We start from the raw sequence: 16,353 nt of genomic DNA, 5'->3' as shown, positions 1-16,353 counted from the left end.
TCCGACGAAACGCGTGCGCATGAGAGCGATTAGTGCGCACGTACCATTCGGTCTAGTTCTAGACCGCGTCGCGGCATTCTCTTGCCCAGCCCTGCACAAGAAACTCGAAAGCCGCATTTAGTTCGACCAGGTGCGTGTCGCGACAAGATGTGGCGTGCTCGTTGATCGGACACTCGTTACCTGGCTGCTCGTCGACGCACCTGTCGATCTGCGAGGTAGCCGCCCGGCGACTACCTCGTCTGGTGAGATGTGCACGTTCCACGCCGCGCTGAAGCTCACGTTTCGCGTGAGGCTCCGCGTCCCGTTCTTTGGCGCACAGGCGATTTCGTATCGATCGCCGGTGCGACGGTATAACATATGGAATCGCAGAGCAACGCTAGCGGGTCTTTTGTTTCCAACGTCCACCCCGCGGCAATCCATGCTGAGAAGAAGCCTTCAATCGCCAGGATGAGCATGAGACAGCGCTGCCGCGCTTCCGGCGTAGTCACGCTTTCCCAGCGATCGGATCGCGACATCAGCATGGTGACGTAGCGCTCGTGGGGGTTCACAGCGGAATCCCCTAGCATCGCAGTTCCTGATGCACTCAAAACTCGGATATCAGCAGCTTGGTCGCGCCATTTGGATTCGACGGCCTCGAGCCAAGCACGGATGGTCTCTGGAGTCCATCGAGGCAGCACTCCAAGTTCTGAGTAGACCTCGTCTCCGAGTGCATACAGACGTTCAGCAAGCCCCCGGATAATCTCTGCTTTGTTGGGGAAGTGAGCGTACAGCGTCGCCCGGGTTACGCCGGCCGCTCTGGCAATCTCGTCCACGGTCGTATCAAGGGTTGGGCTGGTGCTCAACACCTCTACGGCTGCGTCGAGTAAGCGGTTGCGGGTGAGAGACTTTTGAGCCTGGCGCAAGCTGGGCTGATACGGAGGTGCCATGCGTTCAGTCTTACGCTCAAGGCTGGGCGCTTCAACTATTGGCATCGGCGATTCCTTCCGATTGTTCCAGCGCAGAGTACGGTTCACGCGATAGCAGTGAACTTGTGCGTGCTCGAATTGCTGCGTCGGACATCTCCGGGTGGGTGTGAATCCACAGATCACCCGCTTCTACGCCTGCCAGCACCAACTCGGCGACAACCTTCGGTGACATTCCGTGTGTAGCAAGCAACTGACGCATCTGCTGGAGATGCGTAGCTCCATCGCCACTGGCGTCCGCACTGAGTGCGTCAGCGAAGATCTCGGTGGATACAGGCCCGGGCAGGACTGCGGATACACCGATATCAATGTTTTGGGCCGCAAATTCCTGCCACAAGCATTCGGTAAGAACCAGAACCCCGTGCTTTGTGATGATGTACGGCGCCTGGAAAGGCCCCGTGGTCAGACCGCCGACAGATGCCAGGTTCACCACGTGCGCTGGTTCCTTGTCCGAAATCATCGCAGGCACAAACGCCTGGATGCCATGGTAAACCCCGGTGAGGTTGACGCCGATGGTCGCATTCCACCTCTCTGATGGAATCTCCCAAAGACAACCCGTCGTTTCGATCCCAGCGTTGTTCACCAGCAGATTCGTCGGTCCCCAGTGCTTGCGAACAGTGTGGGCGAGTTTCTCGACCGACGATCTGTCAGATACGTCGACGGCGACTGCAATGGCTCTCAAACCGGCCGCATCCAGTTCCTGGGCGAGCGAGTCGATTCTTGATGTGTCGATATCGGCCAAGACCACGCGCATCTCTCGATGTGCAAGTGCTCGCGCGAGTGCTGCACCGATTCCGGAACCGGCACCGGTAACAACGGCGACTCGGCCTGGGGCGAGAACGGCAGAAGCCATGAATTTCCTCAATTCTGGTTTGCACAGGGGTATTTCGACCACGCGTGCGGGTCAAAACGCTCGCTTGACCTCATGGAACCGACTAACGATGTGGCCCGCACCAGACCTCGATCGAACCATACAAAACGATCAGCGTCTATACGATGTGTAAATATAAATTCAGGTGCCATAAACACCACGGTCCGGCCGCATGTTGTCGGATCGAGGGAAGTTCCCCCCACACGGTCAACTCGGCCCCGTCCTGAGGAATCAAGTCACCAATAACGCCAAACGCCGATCATTTTACTATACATATTGTATTTTTATTGAACATTTCGAACCATCGGGCTGGCCACGCGGGTAGTCCAGACCAGTGCACACGTGCGCAAAGAAGGTTGGAGACCAGGAATGGAAAACTTCGCAGGAAAAGTTGCAGTGGTGACCGGCGCTGCATCAGGAATCGGTCGGGCTCTCGCCTTGAACCTCGGTGAGCAGGGCATGAAGGTGATCGCATCTGACGTGTCGGCAGAAGGCCTGGAAGGAACAGCCGCATTGTTGCGCGGGAACTCGGCCGAGTTCATTTCCCATCTTACGGACGTCAGCAACGCCGACGCGGTAGACGAGCTAGCGGAACGTGCATTCGAGGAGTTCGGTGCCGTCCACGTGCTGTGCAATAACGCGGGCGTCTCCACGATCGGTCGCCAGTGGGAGTTGACGCTCGATGATTGGGCATGGGTCCTGGGCGCCGACTTGTGGGGCCCGATCAACGGCGTCCGGTCGTTTCTCCCTCGCATGCTTGCGTCGGGACAACCCGGCCATATCGTCAACACCGCCTCAATGGGTGGCTTGATGTCGGGACCCCTCGTTGGCCCTTACTCAGTGGCGAAGCACGGTGTAGTCGGGTTATCCAAAGGTTTGCGGGCTGAACTCCATGACACCAACATCAACGTCAGTGTTCTATGTCCTGGCGAAGTCCGGACCGGTATCGTCCCTGGTATCCGCAGACGGATCGCCAGCACCGGCGCCGAGTTATCCGAGGACGCACGCCTGACAGTGGACTATCTGGACGCAAGTCTCAGTGCTTCGATGGAGCCTGAATCCGTCGCACGGATGGTCTCCGACGCAATTGGAGACGACCGGTTCTGGATCTTGCCTAACAGCGCCCATTATCGCCCAATTCTGGATACGGAGTTCGACGAAATGGTCAATAGCCTGGACGCGTCCTTCACGGAATAACTCGGCGGCCACAGTCGGGCGGCGCGAGATGCCCGGACCGATCGCTGCTTCAGGGCTGTCAACAACTGTGGCCGTCACCGTTCGACAAGGCCCCGAATGGCTCTTATCTTCGGTGGCGCGTCGTCAACTCGCTTTCAAGGGCCTTTCGGCAAACACATATGCCCCGCTTTTTCTGCATCGTAGGCGCTGGCCATAACTCACACAGGCGGCGGCAAGGTCCGCTTTCTGCATGTGATGCAGATGAGGACTCGCAGTGGTTCACGGGTCATTATGTAGCGCCTTCGCTCACAGTGGACGGCAGCACGGCAAAATCGTATGCTCCTTTGCCGCAATGAGTATTGCGGCCCACAGTATGCTGGATAAGGGCCGAATGGTCAATCAATCCCACACCGAGTGGCACAGTTCTGGTAGTCCAAACCCGATGGCAGTTTAGGTCCGCGATCGTGCGTTGACGTGAGAAATCGGGCGTCACCGGAATGTACATGGAACATTTTCCGGAGCGCCCGATCTCGTCGCGACCTTGTCAGCGATCAGCTACGCAACAACTCCTAGATGCGCGTGTTCGTCACGCAGAAGTCGCTTCAGTATCTTTCCGCTGGGATTCTTTGGGAGTTCGTCGACGATCACCACGTGTTTGGGCGCTTTGAAGTGGGCGAGAATCGTTCTGGCGTGTGCGATTACGTCTTCGGAAGAGATGCTCGCTCCTTGCTTGGCCACGACGACTGCGGTAACTGCCTCTATCCAAACTGGATCGGCAACACCGAAAACTGCGACCTCTGCGACGCCGTCGAGTTGGTAGATCGCTTCCTCGACTTCGCGACTGGCGACGTTTTCGCCACCAGTCTTGATCATGTCCTTCTTGCGATCGACGACCGTGAGGTATCCCTCGTCATCGAAATACCCGAGGTCGCCTGAGTGGAACCACCCATTCGAGAATGCTTCGCTGGTCTTCTCCGGCTTTCCGTAGTATCCCGATGTCGCTTGTGGGCTGCGATGAACAATCTCGCCGACGACACCGGTGGGAACAGGTTGGCCGGTGTCGTCGACTATAGATGTCTCGACGTTGAGTACCGGTCGACCCGCGGCGCCTGCTCGCCGAACTTGATCCTCAGGCTGGAGTATCGCGACGACTGGTCCAAGTTCCGTCTGCCCGTACAGATTCCACAACCGAACCTCGGGTAGACGATTGCCTATTTCGCGGAGTACTTCGACCGGCATCGGTGACGCACCGTAGTAACCCTTACGGAGTGTTGCGAGATCCGCCTGCTCGAACTCCGGTGTCCGGAGCAATGAAATCCATACTGTGGGCGGAGCGAAGAACTTGGTCGCCCGGTGGCTTGCTATCGCGGCCAACACCGTCGCAGGATCCGGGGAGCGCAGGATGACACTGGTCGCGCCGAGATAGATGTCGACTGACAAGAAGCAGTCGAGTTGGGCACAGTGATAGAGGGGCAGCGCATGAATCTCTATATCCTCGGCGCTCATCTTCCCGTCTACGATGCAGCTCACATATTCTGCAATGAGACTTCGGCTACTGAGTAAGGCACCCTTGGGCTGGGACTCCGTGCCACTTGTGTACATCAGCCGGACGGCGTCATCGTCCTCGACGCATACTGCCGGCTGTACAACTCCCTGGAAATCGATCCACCGCGCGATGGATGTCCAGCCGGAATGGGCAGCCGAATTACCGTCCAGGTCGATGAACAGTCGATGCGGGACTGCGGATCGTGCTGTGGTCAGCGCAGATTCGGCCGTATCGACGAGCCCGCTCTCCACGACCAATGCATCCGGTGTGCAGTCATCAAGGATGTAGGCGATCTCGCCGGCCTTCAACATGAAGTTGATCGGCACGAGTATTGTTCCACTGCGCGCGGTCGCGAAGTTCAGTACCGCGAATTGCCAACAATTGTGAGACAGCAGAGCAATTCGATCACCTTTCTGTAGTCCCGCATCGATGATCGCACGTGATGTTCTCTCGACGGCGTCCTCGAACTCCGCAAAAGTGAAAGACCGACCCTCGTTGACGATCGCCACCTTGGAGGGGAAACGGCGTGCACTGCGACGCGGAATGTCGCCGATGGTCAGCTGTCTAGCTCTCGAAATGCGTTTCTGGTCGAACTCCACGAAGGTCCTCTCATAGTATTCCTGCCGATGTCAGCCGTGGCTGGGCACTGGGTTTTCTTCTGGGGCAAGTAGATCGGTGAGTTCGTCGACGATCTCGCGGAGGGCGTGGATTGCTGCGGGGTACAGCCCAGGTGTGGAGATGAATCCGTGGGCTGTCCCAGGATAGGTAGTTGTGCGATTGCGGACACCGGCGGCTGTAAGCGCGGCACCGTAAGCGACTCCCTGGTCACGGAGAGGATCGTATTCGGCCGTGACGATTACGGCGGGTGCGACGTAGCTCAGGTCTGCAGCATTGATCGGTGAGATGCTCGAATTGCTGCGGTCGGCGCGTGAGCAATAGAGGTCCAAGTAGGCATCAGACTCCTCAACCGATAGGAAAGGAGCCGTGGCCTGCTCGATCGCGGACGGATACTCCGTTTCGAGATCTGTTGCGGGATAGAGCAACACCTGGGCTCGTGGTGCGGGTACAGCCAACTGATGAGAGGTCGCTATCGCGACACCTGCAGCGAGACTGCCACCGGCACTGTCCCCCATGACGACGATCCTCTCAGGATCGCCATCCCACCCCCTAGCGTTCTGGACGACCCACCTGTATGACTCGATCGCATCGTCGTAAGCGGCAGGAAATGGATGCTCGGGCGCGAGCCGATAGTCAACCGATACGACAATCGCATCCGTGCGGTGTGCCAGCTGACTGTTGAACCAGTCTTTGAGTTCGGGCTGGCCGATCACGTATCCGCCACCGTGAAAGTCGACGATCACCGGGCGAGGTGCCTGCGTCGGCACAATCGGTGTGTACCGGCGAATTCTCAGTTGCCGACCAGGTAATTCGGCATACAGTTCGTCGACGAACACGTCACGTGAGAGTTCACCCACCACAAGCTTGGTAGCCCAATTGGGCTCGATCGCCAGACGCTCACGCAAGGCAGGGATCTGCGCGGGTGACTTGCCGACCACAGATGACTTCGTTGACAGTTGCTGGATTCGAGCCATCAAACGTGCGCGCCGTGGAATCCTCATGCGAATACCTCGTCCTCGGACACCGAAGGGATTCCGATGGTAGTCGGGCGGGCGCCCTTTTCCTTGGTGAGAATGTAGGCGTCGCTGTCGAATTGACGAGTGCGCAACTGGTACGAGGCACTCCACGTCGGCCACATGACGACGTTCTCCCCCTTGCTGTTGAGGTAGTAGCTTCGGCATCCACCGGTTTCGTAGACCATATTTTGCGACATCCGACGAACCCAGTTGGTCCAGGTTGCTTCTCTCTCCGGCTTCACCTCGACGGTGGCTATATCCTCAGTTGCGATCTTTGTCAGGGCGTCGGCGATGTAGATTGCCTGCGCCTCGGCAAAGACGAGTGAGGAACTGACCCCACTGGTGGCGTTCGGGCCTTGCATGACGAACAGGTTCGGAAACCCCGGCACCGATACGCCTTTGTAGGCGCGCGGATTGTCCCCCCAATGATCGGACAGTGATCGACCCTCGGCATCATGGATAACCCGCGCGATCGGACTTGTCACCCCGATGTCGAAACCGGTGTTGTAGATAAGCGTATCCACCTCGATTGCTTCACCGTCACCGGTGACGACGGTGTTTCCCTGTACCGCGGTGAGACCCCCGGTATGGAGGGTGACATTAGGTTTGGTGAGGGCAGGGTAGTACGCGCTCGAGATCAGGGGGCGCTTGCACATGTAGTCGAATTTCGGCAGTAGCTTGGCCCGAAGCTCTGGATCTGCAATCTGGTTCTCGAGATGGGTCTCGCACTGTTTGCGCATCGAGTTGCGCACGAAGCTGTTGTTGCGGGCCGATGACAAGGCCTCGGAGATGCTGTAGAACAGCGACCGCTGAAGTCCCATGAGTATAGGAAAGCGGGCAAGCCTTTGCTGGGCCTTCCGGGAGATCGGCATTTCGACTTTGGGCCTCACCCATGAGGCAGTGCGCTGTATGACATGAAGTTCCGAAACCGTGTCAGCAATCTCGGGGACGAACTGTATTGCCGACGCACCTGTCCCCACCACTGCAACCTTGCGCCCCTTCAGGTCATGGTCATGGTTCCACTGCGACGAGTGGAACCACTCGCCGGCGAAGTCACGCACTCCAGGAATGTCGGGCAGGGAAGGATCGGCGACCAGTCCTGCAGCTGTAATCAGGACCCGAGCGACGTAAGTGCCTGCACTTGTCTTCAGCACCCACCGCCGGCGCGTTGGACTCCATTGCGCCGACTCGACCGCCGTGCCGAAATGCGTACGATCAATCAAGTCGTATCGCTCTGCTATTCTCCTTGTGTAAGAGTGCAATTCATCACCGAGCGCGAACAGTGACGACCAATTCGGATTGGGGTCCGTGGACAGCGAATAGAGCTTCGATGGGGTGTCGACCCCGACTCCCGGGTAGGTGTTGTCACGCCATACGCCGCCGACATCCGTGGCCCGTTCCAAAATCGCAAAGTCTGCGATCCCCGCCTTTCGCAACCGGATCCCCATCGCCAACCCCGAGAAACCAGCACCGATCACAATTGTGCCGAAATCCTTCATCTGGAACACCTTCCACTTACGCATTCAGAGATCCAAGTCACACCATACTGTCCATTAGCTATACATTTTGTCAAGCCTGATTCTAGCGATCCGGTCTGGCGAAAAACAACCTAGCCACTTGGGCACCAGGCAAACCAAGGAAGTCACCGGAAAGCTGCTGCGGCATCGACACCATTGACTGGATCTGCACCGATTCGTCACCTCACGTTGCTCACCCTGGCAAGACATGGCGGATCTCGTTTTCATGCCTAACCACAGCTTCGAGAAAGCAGCGCCTTGTTTCAGTAGCGCGTGCAGGCCGCGAGATTCACAGTCATCTACCCCGTGCACGCCATTTGCATGACCCAGATGTCGCAGCAAGTGCAGGCCCCCTCGAAAGCCACGAGGGGTCGACGAGTCACATGACGCCCCTCGCACAACGCTCGGACCACTACCGAACATATTTGCAGAGGCAACCCGACCCACACGACTGGTGCCGGAGCGCTTCGACCCCGCGACCAGAAAGATCGGGTGTCGTTCAGTCAATCGAGGCTCTTTATGCGCTCAGGCGTGCACATTGATCATCTTGTCAACCGTCAGCATTCAGGGATTCACATGTGTCAGCCAGCGCAAATATGTGCAAGACGTCCACCGACGGCAACCCCCGCCTACTTGACAAAACGTATAGTAACTGTAGCGTTCGCATAGACGATGATAGAGATGTATACCACTTTATGCCGTCATTGAGACGCACATCACCGACAGGATGAATCCCCCATGAAGACCGGAAAATTGCTTACAGCGGTACTTATCTTGTTCGGAATCCTGCTCATCGGAGGAGCAGCGATCATCCGGTTCGCCGTAACGCCGGGCTTGACGAACCTCTCGTACGAGTCGGACGGCGGCGGACTGTATGTCGGCACCCTCAGCACACCGAACCCAGACCCCGCCGCAGCTGGGTCGCCAATTACGACTGCGGTCGATGCTGACGTGAGCACCGAGATCAAGTCAATATCCGGCGATACTGCCATCGTCGAGACGCTCTCCGAAATGTATGCATCCCCCCGAACATCGAGCGATCTCGAACCCATCGTGGTTGATCGACACACCTACGCGGTCGACCGGCAGGATTACCTGCAGGCACCCGCCCCCTCCGGGACCGCGGTGGAAGACCAGAAGAGTGCAATCACCATCGGCTTTCCTTCCGACTACGAGCACCGCGAACTGTCGATATACGACAGTGTGACTGGAGAACCTCAGGCACTGGCCGCCGCGGGAACGGTAGAGGTCGATGGACGCACCCTAGACAAGTTCACCGTCGATGCATCTGCACCAGTGAAGGATCCAGCCGTACTGGATCCTCTCCGCGCAGGACTAGGGCAGCAGTTCGGAACAGACGGGACATGGGTGCCGAAGGCCGCGCTCCTAGCCTTGGGCCTCCCCGCGGCACTAGTCGACCTGTCCCCCGATCAGATTCCAGTCGCCTATGTTCAACAGACAGCGGCGGAGATTCTTGTCGACCAGAGGTTCGGGACGATCGTCGACACGAGCCGAACGTCATCTAACACAGCGAATCTGGAGATCCCAGGTCAGAGTGTACCGATCCCGCTTTCCGAGACTTCCCTCCAAGCAAGCGACGAACTCGTTACTTCCACGATATCGAAACTCAACTCGGCCCAGACAACTCTGACATTCCTGTCGATTTGGTTACCCATTGCCATGCTCATAGTCGGAGTCATCTTGCTGGTCGGAGCGTTCTGGAACGGAACTCGCAAGCGGGGGGTTTCTCAAGAGGTTCCGACTCCACTAAGTTCGGTCGGCCTCTGATTGGCCCCTAAGTCGCTTTGCATAATCGAGTGACGACGATCTTCCGCAGTCTACTTTAGGTTCAAAGCATTCCGACTTTTGCACAAACTGGATACGCGCGTTGTACGACTGATCATCGCGCCTCGCGTCGAGAGGAGTCATGTCTCTGCAGAGTTCGAGAAATGGTTTCCCCGCACCCCTGCCTTGGCAACGAGCAACGGACCTTGTGATGGCATCTCATCGCAAGGTCCGTCGTACGGCGACTCCGATTTGCTGGACCTCATGACCGCGATACCTGCCCTAGGTGAGTGTCTACTTCGTGGCCTCGATCATCCATCAAACTGGAGTCGTCGGATCTCGACCACATGGCGAGGAATCTGCCACAAGTTACCCTTGAGAACCGGAATAGGTAGCGGATTCTCGGAGAATTTCCGATAGCCACCGGCCACTGAAAGCGGTGAAATACCAATGGTGTCAACCAAAGTCGTTCGAATTTCAGAAAATGCTGGGTGACCGAAGACCAACGCACTACTCGCCACTGGCATCACGAACGGCCGGACAGCGGGGTACGACCGATTGATCAAGACCGTGAAACGCCCGCGTGCGAGTTTCGTAATCGCCGGATCTCTATTCGTGGACACATCTTCACTGGACCTGTAGGCAGCGCACCCACATCGAATTCATCGTGATTCCTCGCAGAAAGTCTAAGAGTCGTCACACGGGATGCGGGTTGATTCCCACTCCGCGCCCTTCGCCCACGAATCAAGACCGGGGATCTGTTTCAGATACTGGCCCGGTACACGACTGCGGATACTTGGGCCAGTCAATATCCTTCCATCGGCAACTCTCAGCACCACAGGTCAGATGTCGCCTGTCCGAGTGGCAGTCCCCATTGCGTTGCTTCCGACCATTTGCATCGCAGCCGCAATCAAACTTGATTCGATCTTTTCTGGGGTCATTAGTCCCGTCAAAGCGTGGGTAGCAAGGCCGTCTTCTAACGCAACGAGGTACATAGCGATTGAATCTGCGTCGAGCGAAGGTCGGAAGACCCCTGCCCGAGTTCCTGACTCAATGATCGACTTGAAAAGTGCGGTTTGGCGACGAAAGAACTCCCGGCTCCATTTGGCTGCCTCGGTGTTACTGAGGATCAGCGGCTGGAGTTCGTACAGCACTCTCGCGGCTTCCTCGCGGGGTCCGGGGTATGGAGTGCCAAGGGAAAGACAGCGGGAGAGTTTTTCAGCCGCATCGACAGGTTCAGCGATAAGAAATTCGCGCTTCTCCAGAAACTCTTCTGTGGCTACTCGGTAGGCGTCCGCAAGAATCTCATCGACATCGGAGTAGTAGTAGAGGAGCAGAGCAGACGAGAGTCCGGCTTGTTCCGCAATCCGCTTGAGGTTGATTCCTGTGACACCGCGTGTATGTATGACTGCCTTCGCGGCATCGAGGATTTCCATTCGTCGCTGGCCCTGATTCTTATGTCGCGCCACCGTCAACCTCCTAGACTCCCGCCGCAATTCAATGGAACTGTCTCGTAACTCACCCAAGGCGTGAGAGTGCGACGACACAGCCCAGCGTATCGAATCTTATGAGGAGGCTTCGTCGAGTGCGAGTTCGGGTGGCTCCTTTCGAAATCCCCTGGTGAGGACCGCAAGGTAGATCGTTCCAATCACCAACCAACTTGACCCGAAAAGGAGTGCATTGCCGTCGAGGTTAAAAAGGAGGAACAGGGTCACAATGCTCGCAACAGAGGCAACGAAGATCTTTCCCCAACGTCGCTGACCTGACCCTTCTGAGCGCCAAGCCAGCACAATTGCGCATACGTTCACCACGGTGAATGCAGTAAATGCACCGAAGTTTATGAACGATGTTGAGCTTGTCAACGTCATCTGGGTGGCTGTCAGCCCTACCAGACCGGTCAAGGCGATGTTCAGGACCGGTGTCTTGCGGACCGGATGGACGTACCCGAAGAAATTTCGCAGGAGCACTCCATCACGCCCCATTGCGAGCAGGAGTCGGGATGAGCCGGCTTGAGCAGCTATGGCGGACGCGAAACCACCAACTACGAGGGCCGCCACTATCGCTGACGCCAGAAAGTTTCCACCGACACGAGAACCAATGTCAAACGCTGCCGAGTCCTGGTCAGTGATGATGGTTGTCGACGCAACCAGTTCAGCTGCGAAGCTCACAATGGTGAATACCGCACCCATAGTGAGCGTTGTGATAACGATTGCCCGAGGAATCGAATGCTTGGGATTGGCTGCTTCTCCGGTGAGTGTGGTGATCGCATCAAACCCGAGAAACGAGTACGACGCAATGGCGGCACCAGCTGTAATGGCAAGGATTGAAGAGTCAGAGTTCCAGAACGGCGAGAGGACAGATACGGAGGTGTTCTCATTCGCCCATTGCTGAAGCGAAAGTGCGACGAACACTATAAGGACGAGGGTAACAAATGTAAGAAGTATCGTGTTGAGACGATCGGCAAGTTTGATGCCGAAAACATTTACCGCCGATACGACAATTGCCTGGATGACAATCCACACCCACATGGGCACCCCCGGAAACTGGGCGGAAAGAAATGACGCTCCGATAAGCCAAATCACCATTGGTAGAAAAAGGTAGTCCAGGATCAGTACCCAGCCGGCGAGGAAGCCAGTATTGGGGCCGAGGACACGTCGGACGTAACTGTACGCCGAACCCGACAGTTGGAAGCGGCGAGACAGCGTTGCGTAACTGAGTGCGGTCAGAAGCATTGCTGTGGTGGCAAGGAGATAACTGCTGGCACTTGAGCCGTTGCTCGCGACGGAGATCACTCCGAAAGTCGCAAGTACGACTGCTGGGGCCATATATGCGATTCCGAACAACACAAGTGAGGGTGTTTTTAGCGGTGGCCCGCTCGATGTCGATTGTGTATCTGTTTGCTGTGCCGTTGTGTTGGGCGGGGAAATCATGGCGCTCCTTCGAAGTGAATGAGTAACGCGATCTATGTCATGTGCGCGACGTCTGTGCTGCGGCTTCTCTGTTGCAGCCGCACCGGTGAACTAGTTGCGAGCCATTGGTGACGGTTGAATCACTCCGTCCCGGTACATGGGAAGCGATACCGGTGAGAAATCGAGCTGATCCCAAACTCGGTTGCATCCCGAGGTGCCGGTTCGTCGCACTCTTCGAGAGTCAGCGAGGTCGATCGTGTCGATGAGCTCTTGCTCTGACGAGTCCATAGCCTCCACACGGAGTCGCCCCTCCGCGTCAACAGCGATACTTCGCCCTCTGGCTCCGGGACTTGCCGCGTTGACGCTGAGCACCCCAAGCTGGTTTGCGATCGCAGCTGCGCGACAGAGAACAAGTTCTTGCTCTCGGTCGTTCGTTCCTGTTCGAACCACGTTGATGATCAAATCGGCGCCCAACCAAGCGAGTTGCCTGGCGTGCTCTGGGAACCAGATGTCGTAACAAATGGATATGCCGACTCTGCCGAACTCTCCGAGCTGGAAAACGGTGAAATCTGACCCTGGCGTGGCGTGCTCATGAGGCTGCCAAGGAAAGATCTTGCGATAGCTCGCAACTCTCTCCCCTGCGGGTGAGTAAGCGGAGGCAGTGTTGAATGCCCTGATGCCACCCGTCGACGGCGACATTGGGTCGTGTTCATAGACGCTTCCTGGGATGAGCCAGATTCCGTGACGTTTCGCGGCGTTCCTGAGCCGTTGATCACGAGGTCCATCGAGCGGTTCGATGAAGCGTTTGAGGGCGTCAAGCGGCCCATCCGCTTCTCCGCCGCAGAGATGCATCTCCGGGAACACAAAGAGATCTACGCCGGGGTTCTCTGTAACGAGAGTCGCGAGCTCTGTGTCGAACTCATCGATCGACTCAACTGGAGCGTGTTGGACAAGGCAGTAACGCAAGCAGGTGGTGTGCACAGGACTCCTTCGAACTGATTCATTGAATAGTATTCAAAGAATCGTTTGGCGCAAGTCCCTGCCCGCGAGTAAACGTGAACGTTGTCGGCAGCTACTGACCAAGGCAACCGAACTGGCGGTGCTCGTTCGACACCAGAGGTGGTCGTTCGCCGCATCATCGACGGGCAGAAAGCCATCATCGACGATGCCGCCAGGGGTGAGGGCGCCGACACTTATCACCAGCGCCGAGGGACCAGGCGGATCCGATCAGTTCGGATCACTCCCTGATTTGGCCGGATGCTCGTTCCCGTCCCGCGTTTTTCTGGTCATCTCCTGAACATCGTCGTTGGCGTCAACTTTCTCAAGCCAAAGGCCGTTTTGTCTGCGCCACTACAATATTCGAACTACAAGGTCAAGGATCCGTGCGTCGATCACCGGCAGTATGTACCGATGCGTCCCGGCGGGTAGCGACAACGAACCGGAGTCGACGTGACACAAGGCTGGTGTCTCAGTTCGCCGAAGGCACCTCATTGAACGTCTCCGACAGGGGATCCCTTAGTCGAGGCGTAGTCGCGCACTCGCCCAAGATTCAGCACCGACAAGCACATTCACACATCAGCAATGAGAAACAAAAACACTGCGATCAACGTCCGAACCCTGCAAACGCCATGCACTGCACTCCATTCCATCATGTCTCCGCCGCCTAGGCGTGCCAATTGGAATCGGCCATCCCGACCGAAGTCTTCTGAATACACTGCGAGGCAAGAACATCTAGATTTATGCCCGGAACTTGCGCTAGCAGACCCCTATAGCGTCGCCCTTGAGAGTGGCGCCCGCGATTGCATTCAACAAAGAAAAGTCTGTACAACGAGTGCGGAAGTAAGCTCTTCACCGAATAACCGCAACATGTCTCATTCACGTGGCGGCATTCGTGGTTAGCGCACGTACGACACAGACGGAGGCAGACAGCATCCCCGGGGCGATTCGGAGCAAAACTCAACCTTGGCAAGTAGTGGGCAAACTGGTGAAGAAGCGCGGTCGTGCATCTTCGGCGAGGACGAAACCTCGTGATCGAACGAATCTACCGGAGACGCACCCGATGCTTGCCTGACGAATTACCGCCGCTCCGATCTTTCCCACTGACACACAAAGCCACATAGGAGGACCAGTCATGCGTGCACTCATCGGCGGACTCGACCACAACTGGGTCATCAAGAAGGACAGCGACATTCCGGAAATGAAGCTAGGCGCCGTGCGCGACGAAGAAGGGCTCCGCACAACCGCCGATCTGGGAAAAATTGTGCGTTCCTGCGCGAAAGCTGCCTGCATTACGTACAACCGGCGCGTGAGGCGAACTTCTTCGGGAATATCGCGTGATTCGCTATGCGGGTTCACAACACGACTCACCGCTTGTAGGTTCGTCGTATTCGGCATTGAACCGCGGTACTCACCACGACGGCACGACCGGAGAAGTTTGTCGATACGAGCGCTCCACCGGCCGTGTCCATGGGTCGCCGCCCCCAACTGAGGAGTCATCAAAATCGAGGTCATCTGCCCATCAACGACGAATCGTCGATGTACCGGAACCTCCTCGATACAGGCAACAAGACCTACAACACTTCGCCTACTGGTCCACAGACCACCAAACGCTGTACAACAAAGCCATTGTCGTGGGTTTCACGATCGACGTACGAGGTCGACTCGGCGGTCCGACAGGATGTTTCACCTATTTGAACACCGAACACCACCCCGGTACCTTCGTCGGGATCTCTGACCTCGGCGGAGCGAAAGCCCAACTGTTCGACTACGTCAAGCTCGCAGCAGCTCTGTGGGATGGCTCGAATCCCGTGCAGGCCATCGACCCTGCCATGTTGGCGGCACATTGATCCGCATCCACCACATCAACTGCGGCACCATGCATCCGCGGCGCACCCCTGACGGCCTCGTATGCCATGCGATCGTCGTCGCTGCGCACTGACCGATGGCGAGGGTCCGCCGGCGCAAGCGAATTGACTGACATCTCCCCGGGATCGCCCTCATCAATATGCCATGGCACAGCAGGGGCACGCTACGGTAACCATCGATGCGGGCAACCGTTGGGTCCTGCATTCGAAGACGCCTTCGAACATCACGGCCAGGCCAACGGAAAAGTTAAGCTGCCTTTGGCATTACGGACTATGGAGCGAGTCATTGCCAAGACTGGGACCGTGGCCGACCACCACGTCTCAATTGACAGCGTCCTCGCCACGAGTACCACCGCCTGCCCTCCGCGTCGATCCGATGACTCACCATCTGACGCACACACCTTGGCCATGCGGGCTTCACGGATACGGCATTGGCAGGGACTGTCGCTGTTCGAGCAGCATCGACATGACGGCGATCTCCTGGCCCTGGTCTTGGATCATTCCCTGCGCCGCCTCATGTACAGGGCCGGACTGTTGCTGGCGAACAAAGTTCTGAGCCATCTCCACCCCTCCCTTGTGGTGTCGAAGCATGAGCTGAAGAAACAACACCTCTGCGTCCGGCCCACGACTGCGTCCGAGCTGGTCGAGTTCGGTCCAGGTGGCCATTCCTGGCATTTTCACGAGTGTCGGCCCCCCGGATTCCGCAGTTTCTCGATGCTGATGGCCCGCCGAATTGTCTGTGGCGTCGGGTTCCATCCAGCCCATGGGGTGCGGATTCGTCATCGGTGCGTTAACCAGTCGAAGCCACCCCTGCAGCGTCCCAACCTCGGTTCGTTGGGTGGATTCGATCTGTCGCCCGAGCCGATGCACGGCGGGGTCGATATCCGGCTCAAGACGTTCCACCATGAACAACGCCTGCTGATGGTGGGCGCCCATGTCCTGGATGAAACCGATCTCCGTATCGCTCAGTGAAACATGAATCGGGGTAGACATCGGGAGGAAGTACGGGCGTAGACCAGCGCCGATCGCGAGGAACATGATCGCAGTGGCAGCGAGACCGAGGCAGGTCATCCGTTTCGAGATTTGCAC

At 57.3% G+C, this 16,353-nt stretch carries 12 protein-coding genes; 3 read left to right on the top strand and 9 right to left on the bottom strand.

What is annotated here, in order from left to right; translation table 11 throughout:
- Positions 1-275: 275 nt before the first annotated feature.
- Both R4P64_RS29610 and R4P64_RS29605 read right to left on the bottom strand, forming a co-directional pair.
- On the bottom strand, positions 276-971 hold the full coding sequence (locus R4P64_RS29610; RefSeq protein WP_317823744.1) for a TetR/AcrR family transcriptional regulator: 696 nt from the start codon (positions 969-971) through the stop codon (positions 276-278).
- Positions 958-1,815, bottom strand: a complete 858-nt coding sequence (locus R4P64_RS29605) for an SDR family NAD(P)-dependent oxidoreductase (protein ID WP_317823743.1) — start codon at positions 1,813-1,815, stop codon at positions 958-960. Before R4P64_RS29605 ends, R4P64_RS29610 begins: the two co-directional genes overlap by 14 nt.
- A 387-nt stretch (positions 1,816-2,202) precedes the next feature.
- Between R4P64_RS29605 and R4P64_RS29600 the strand changes: the two genes are divergently transcribed.
- The gene (locus R4P64_RS29600) at positions 2,203-3,030 is read left to right on the top strand and encodes an SDR family NAD(P)-dependent oxidoreductase (RefSeq protein WP_317823742.1); all 828 of its coding nucleotides are present in this window, start codon (positions 2,203-2,205) and stop codon (positions 3,028-3,030) included.
- 534 nt (positions 3,031-3,564) lie between these two features.
- On the opposite strand, the gene R4P64_RS29595 is transcribed toward R4P64_RS29600, so the two are convergent.
- Genes R4P64_RS29595 through R4P64_RS29585 form a run of 3 tightly spaced genes read right to left on the bottom strand, consistent with a single transcriptional unit; the run spans position 3,565 to position 7,712 of the window.
- Positions 3,565-5,154 (bottom strand): acyl-CoA synthetase, encoded by a 1,590-nt coding sequence (locus tag R4P64_RS29595; protein WP_317823740.1) that lies wholly within the window; start codon positions 5,152-5,154, stop codon positions 3,565-3,567.
- A gap of 30 nt (positions 5,155-5,184) precedes the next feature.
- Positions 5,185-6,174: an alpha/beta hydrolase gene (locus R4P64_RS29590; RefSeq protein ID WP_317823739.1), complete on the bottom strand. Its 990-nt coding sequence runs from the start codon at positions 6,172-6,174 to the stop codon at positions 5,185-5,187.
- Positions 6,171-7,712 (bottom strand): NAD(P)/FAD-dependent oxidoreductase, encoded by a 1,542-nt coding sequence (locus R4P64_RS29585; RefSeq protein ID WP_317823738.1) that lies wholly within the window; start codon positions 7,710-7,712, stop codon positions 6,171-6,173. Before R4P64_RS29585 ends, R4P64_RS29590 begins: the two co-directional genes overlap by 4 nt.
- A 732-nt stretch (positions 7,713-8,444) precedes the next feature.
- On the opposite strand from R4P64_RS29585, the gene R4P64_RS29580 reads away from it, so the two are divergent.
- Positions 8,445-9,494: a porin PorA family protein gene (locus tag R4P64_RS29580; protein WP_317823737.1), complete on the top strand. Its 1,050-nt coding sequence runs from the start codon at positions 8,445-8,447 to the stop codon at positions 9,492-9,494.
- A gap of 839 nt (positions 9,495-10,333) precedes the next feature.
- Here the strand turns inward: R4P64_RS29580 and R4P64_RS29575 are convergent.
- The 3 genes from R4P64_RS29575 to R4P64_RS34070 all read right to left on the bottom strand — a co-directional run bounded on the left by R4P64_RS29575 (position 10,334) and on the right by R4P64_RS34070 (position 13,381).
- The gene (locus R4P64_RS29575) at positions 10,334-10,927 is read right to left on the bottom strand and encodes a TetR/AcrR family transcriptional regulator (protein WP_317823736.1); all 594 of its coding nucleotides are present in this window, start codon (positions 10,925-10,927) and stop codon (positions 10,334-10,336) included.
- 129 nt (positions 10,928-11,056) lie between these two features.
- Positions 11,057-12,421: an APC family permease gene (locus R4P64_RS29570; RefSeq protein WP_317823735.1), complete on the bottom strand. Its 1,365-nt coding sequence runs from the start codon at positions 12,419-12,421 to the stop codon at positions 11,057-11,059.
- A 90-nt stretch (positions 12,422-12,511) separates the two neighbouring features.
- Positions 12,512-13,381, bottom strand: a complete 870-nt coding sequence (locus tag R4P64_RS34070) for a carbon-nitrogen hydrolase family protein (protein WP_411742723.1) — start codon at positions 13,379-13,381, stop codon at positions 12,512-12,514.
- Between the two features lie 1,649 nt (positions 13,382-15,030).
- On the opposite strand from R4P64_RS34070, the gene R4P64_RS29565 reads away from it, so the two are divergent.
- The gene (locus tag R4P64_RS29565) at positions 15,031-15,246 is read left to right on the top strand and encodes a hypothetical protein (protein ID WP_317823734.1); all 216 of its coding nucleotides are present in this window, start codon (positions 15,031-15,033) and stop codon (positions 15,244-15,246) included.
- Positions 15,247-15,681: 435 nt separating this feature from the next.
- Here R4P64_RS29565 and R4P64_RS29560 read toward each other — a convergent pair whose 3' ends face one another.
- A complete protein-coding gene (locus R4P64_RS29560; protein ID WP_317823732.1) occupies positions 15,682-16,335 on the bottom strand; it encodes a DUF305 domain-containing protein in 654 nt (217 codons plus the stop codon).
- Between the last annotated feature and the right edge of the window lie 18 nt (positions 16,336-16,353).

Source organism: Rhodococcus sp. IEGM 1366, from assembly GCF_033142425.1.
GTDB classification, from domain to species: Bacteria; Actinomycetota; Actinomycetes; order Mycobacteriales; family Mycobacteriaceae; genus Rhodococcus_F; species Rhodococcus_F globerula.
The sequence above is the reverse complement of the archived record's forward strand: the minus strand, read 5'-3'. Positions and strand labels throughout refer to the sequence as shown.

Coding starts and splice junctions, on each gene's coding strand:
- R4P64_RS29610 (WP_317823744.1), bottom strand. CDS start 971: ATGCCAATAGTTGAAGCGCCCAGCCTTGAGCGTAAGACTGAACGCATG.
- R4P64_RS29605 (WP_317823743.1), bottom strand. CDS start 1,815: ATGGCTTCTGCCGTTCTCGCCCCAGGCCGAGTCGCCGTTGTTACCGGT.
- R4P64_RS29600 (WP_317823742.1), top strand. CDS start 2,203: ATGGAAAACTTCGCAGGAAAAGTTGCAGTGGTGACCGGCGCTGCATCA.
- R4P64_RS29590 (WP_317823739.1), bottom strand. CDS start 6,174: ATGAGGATTCCACGGCGCGCACGTTTGATGGCTCGAATCCAGCAACTG.
- R4P64_RS29585 (WP_317823738.1), bottom strand. CDS start 7,712: ATGCGTAAGTGGAAGGTGTTCCAGATGAAGGATTTCGGCACAATTGTG.
- R4P64_RS29580 (WP_317823737.1), top strand. CDS start 8,445: ATGAAGACCGGAAAATTGCTTACAGCGGTACTTATCTTGTTCGGAATC.
- R4P64_RS29575 (WP_317823736.1), bottom strand. CDS start 10,927: ATGGAAATCCTCGATGCCGCGAAGGCAGTCATACATACACGCGGTGTC.
- R4P64_RS29570 (WP_317823735.1), bottom strand. CDS start 12,421: ATGATTTCCCCGCCCAACACAACGGCACAGCAAACAGATACACAATCG.
- R4P64_RS29560 (WP_317823732.1), bottom strand. CDS start 16,335: ATGACCTGCCTCGGTCTCGCTGCCACTGCGATCATGTTCCTCGCGATC.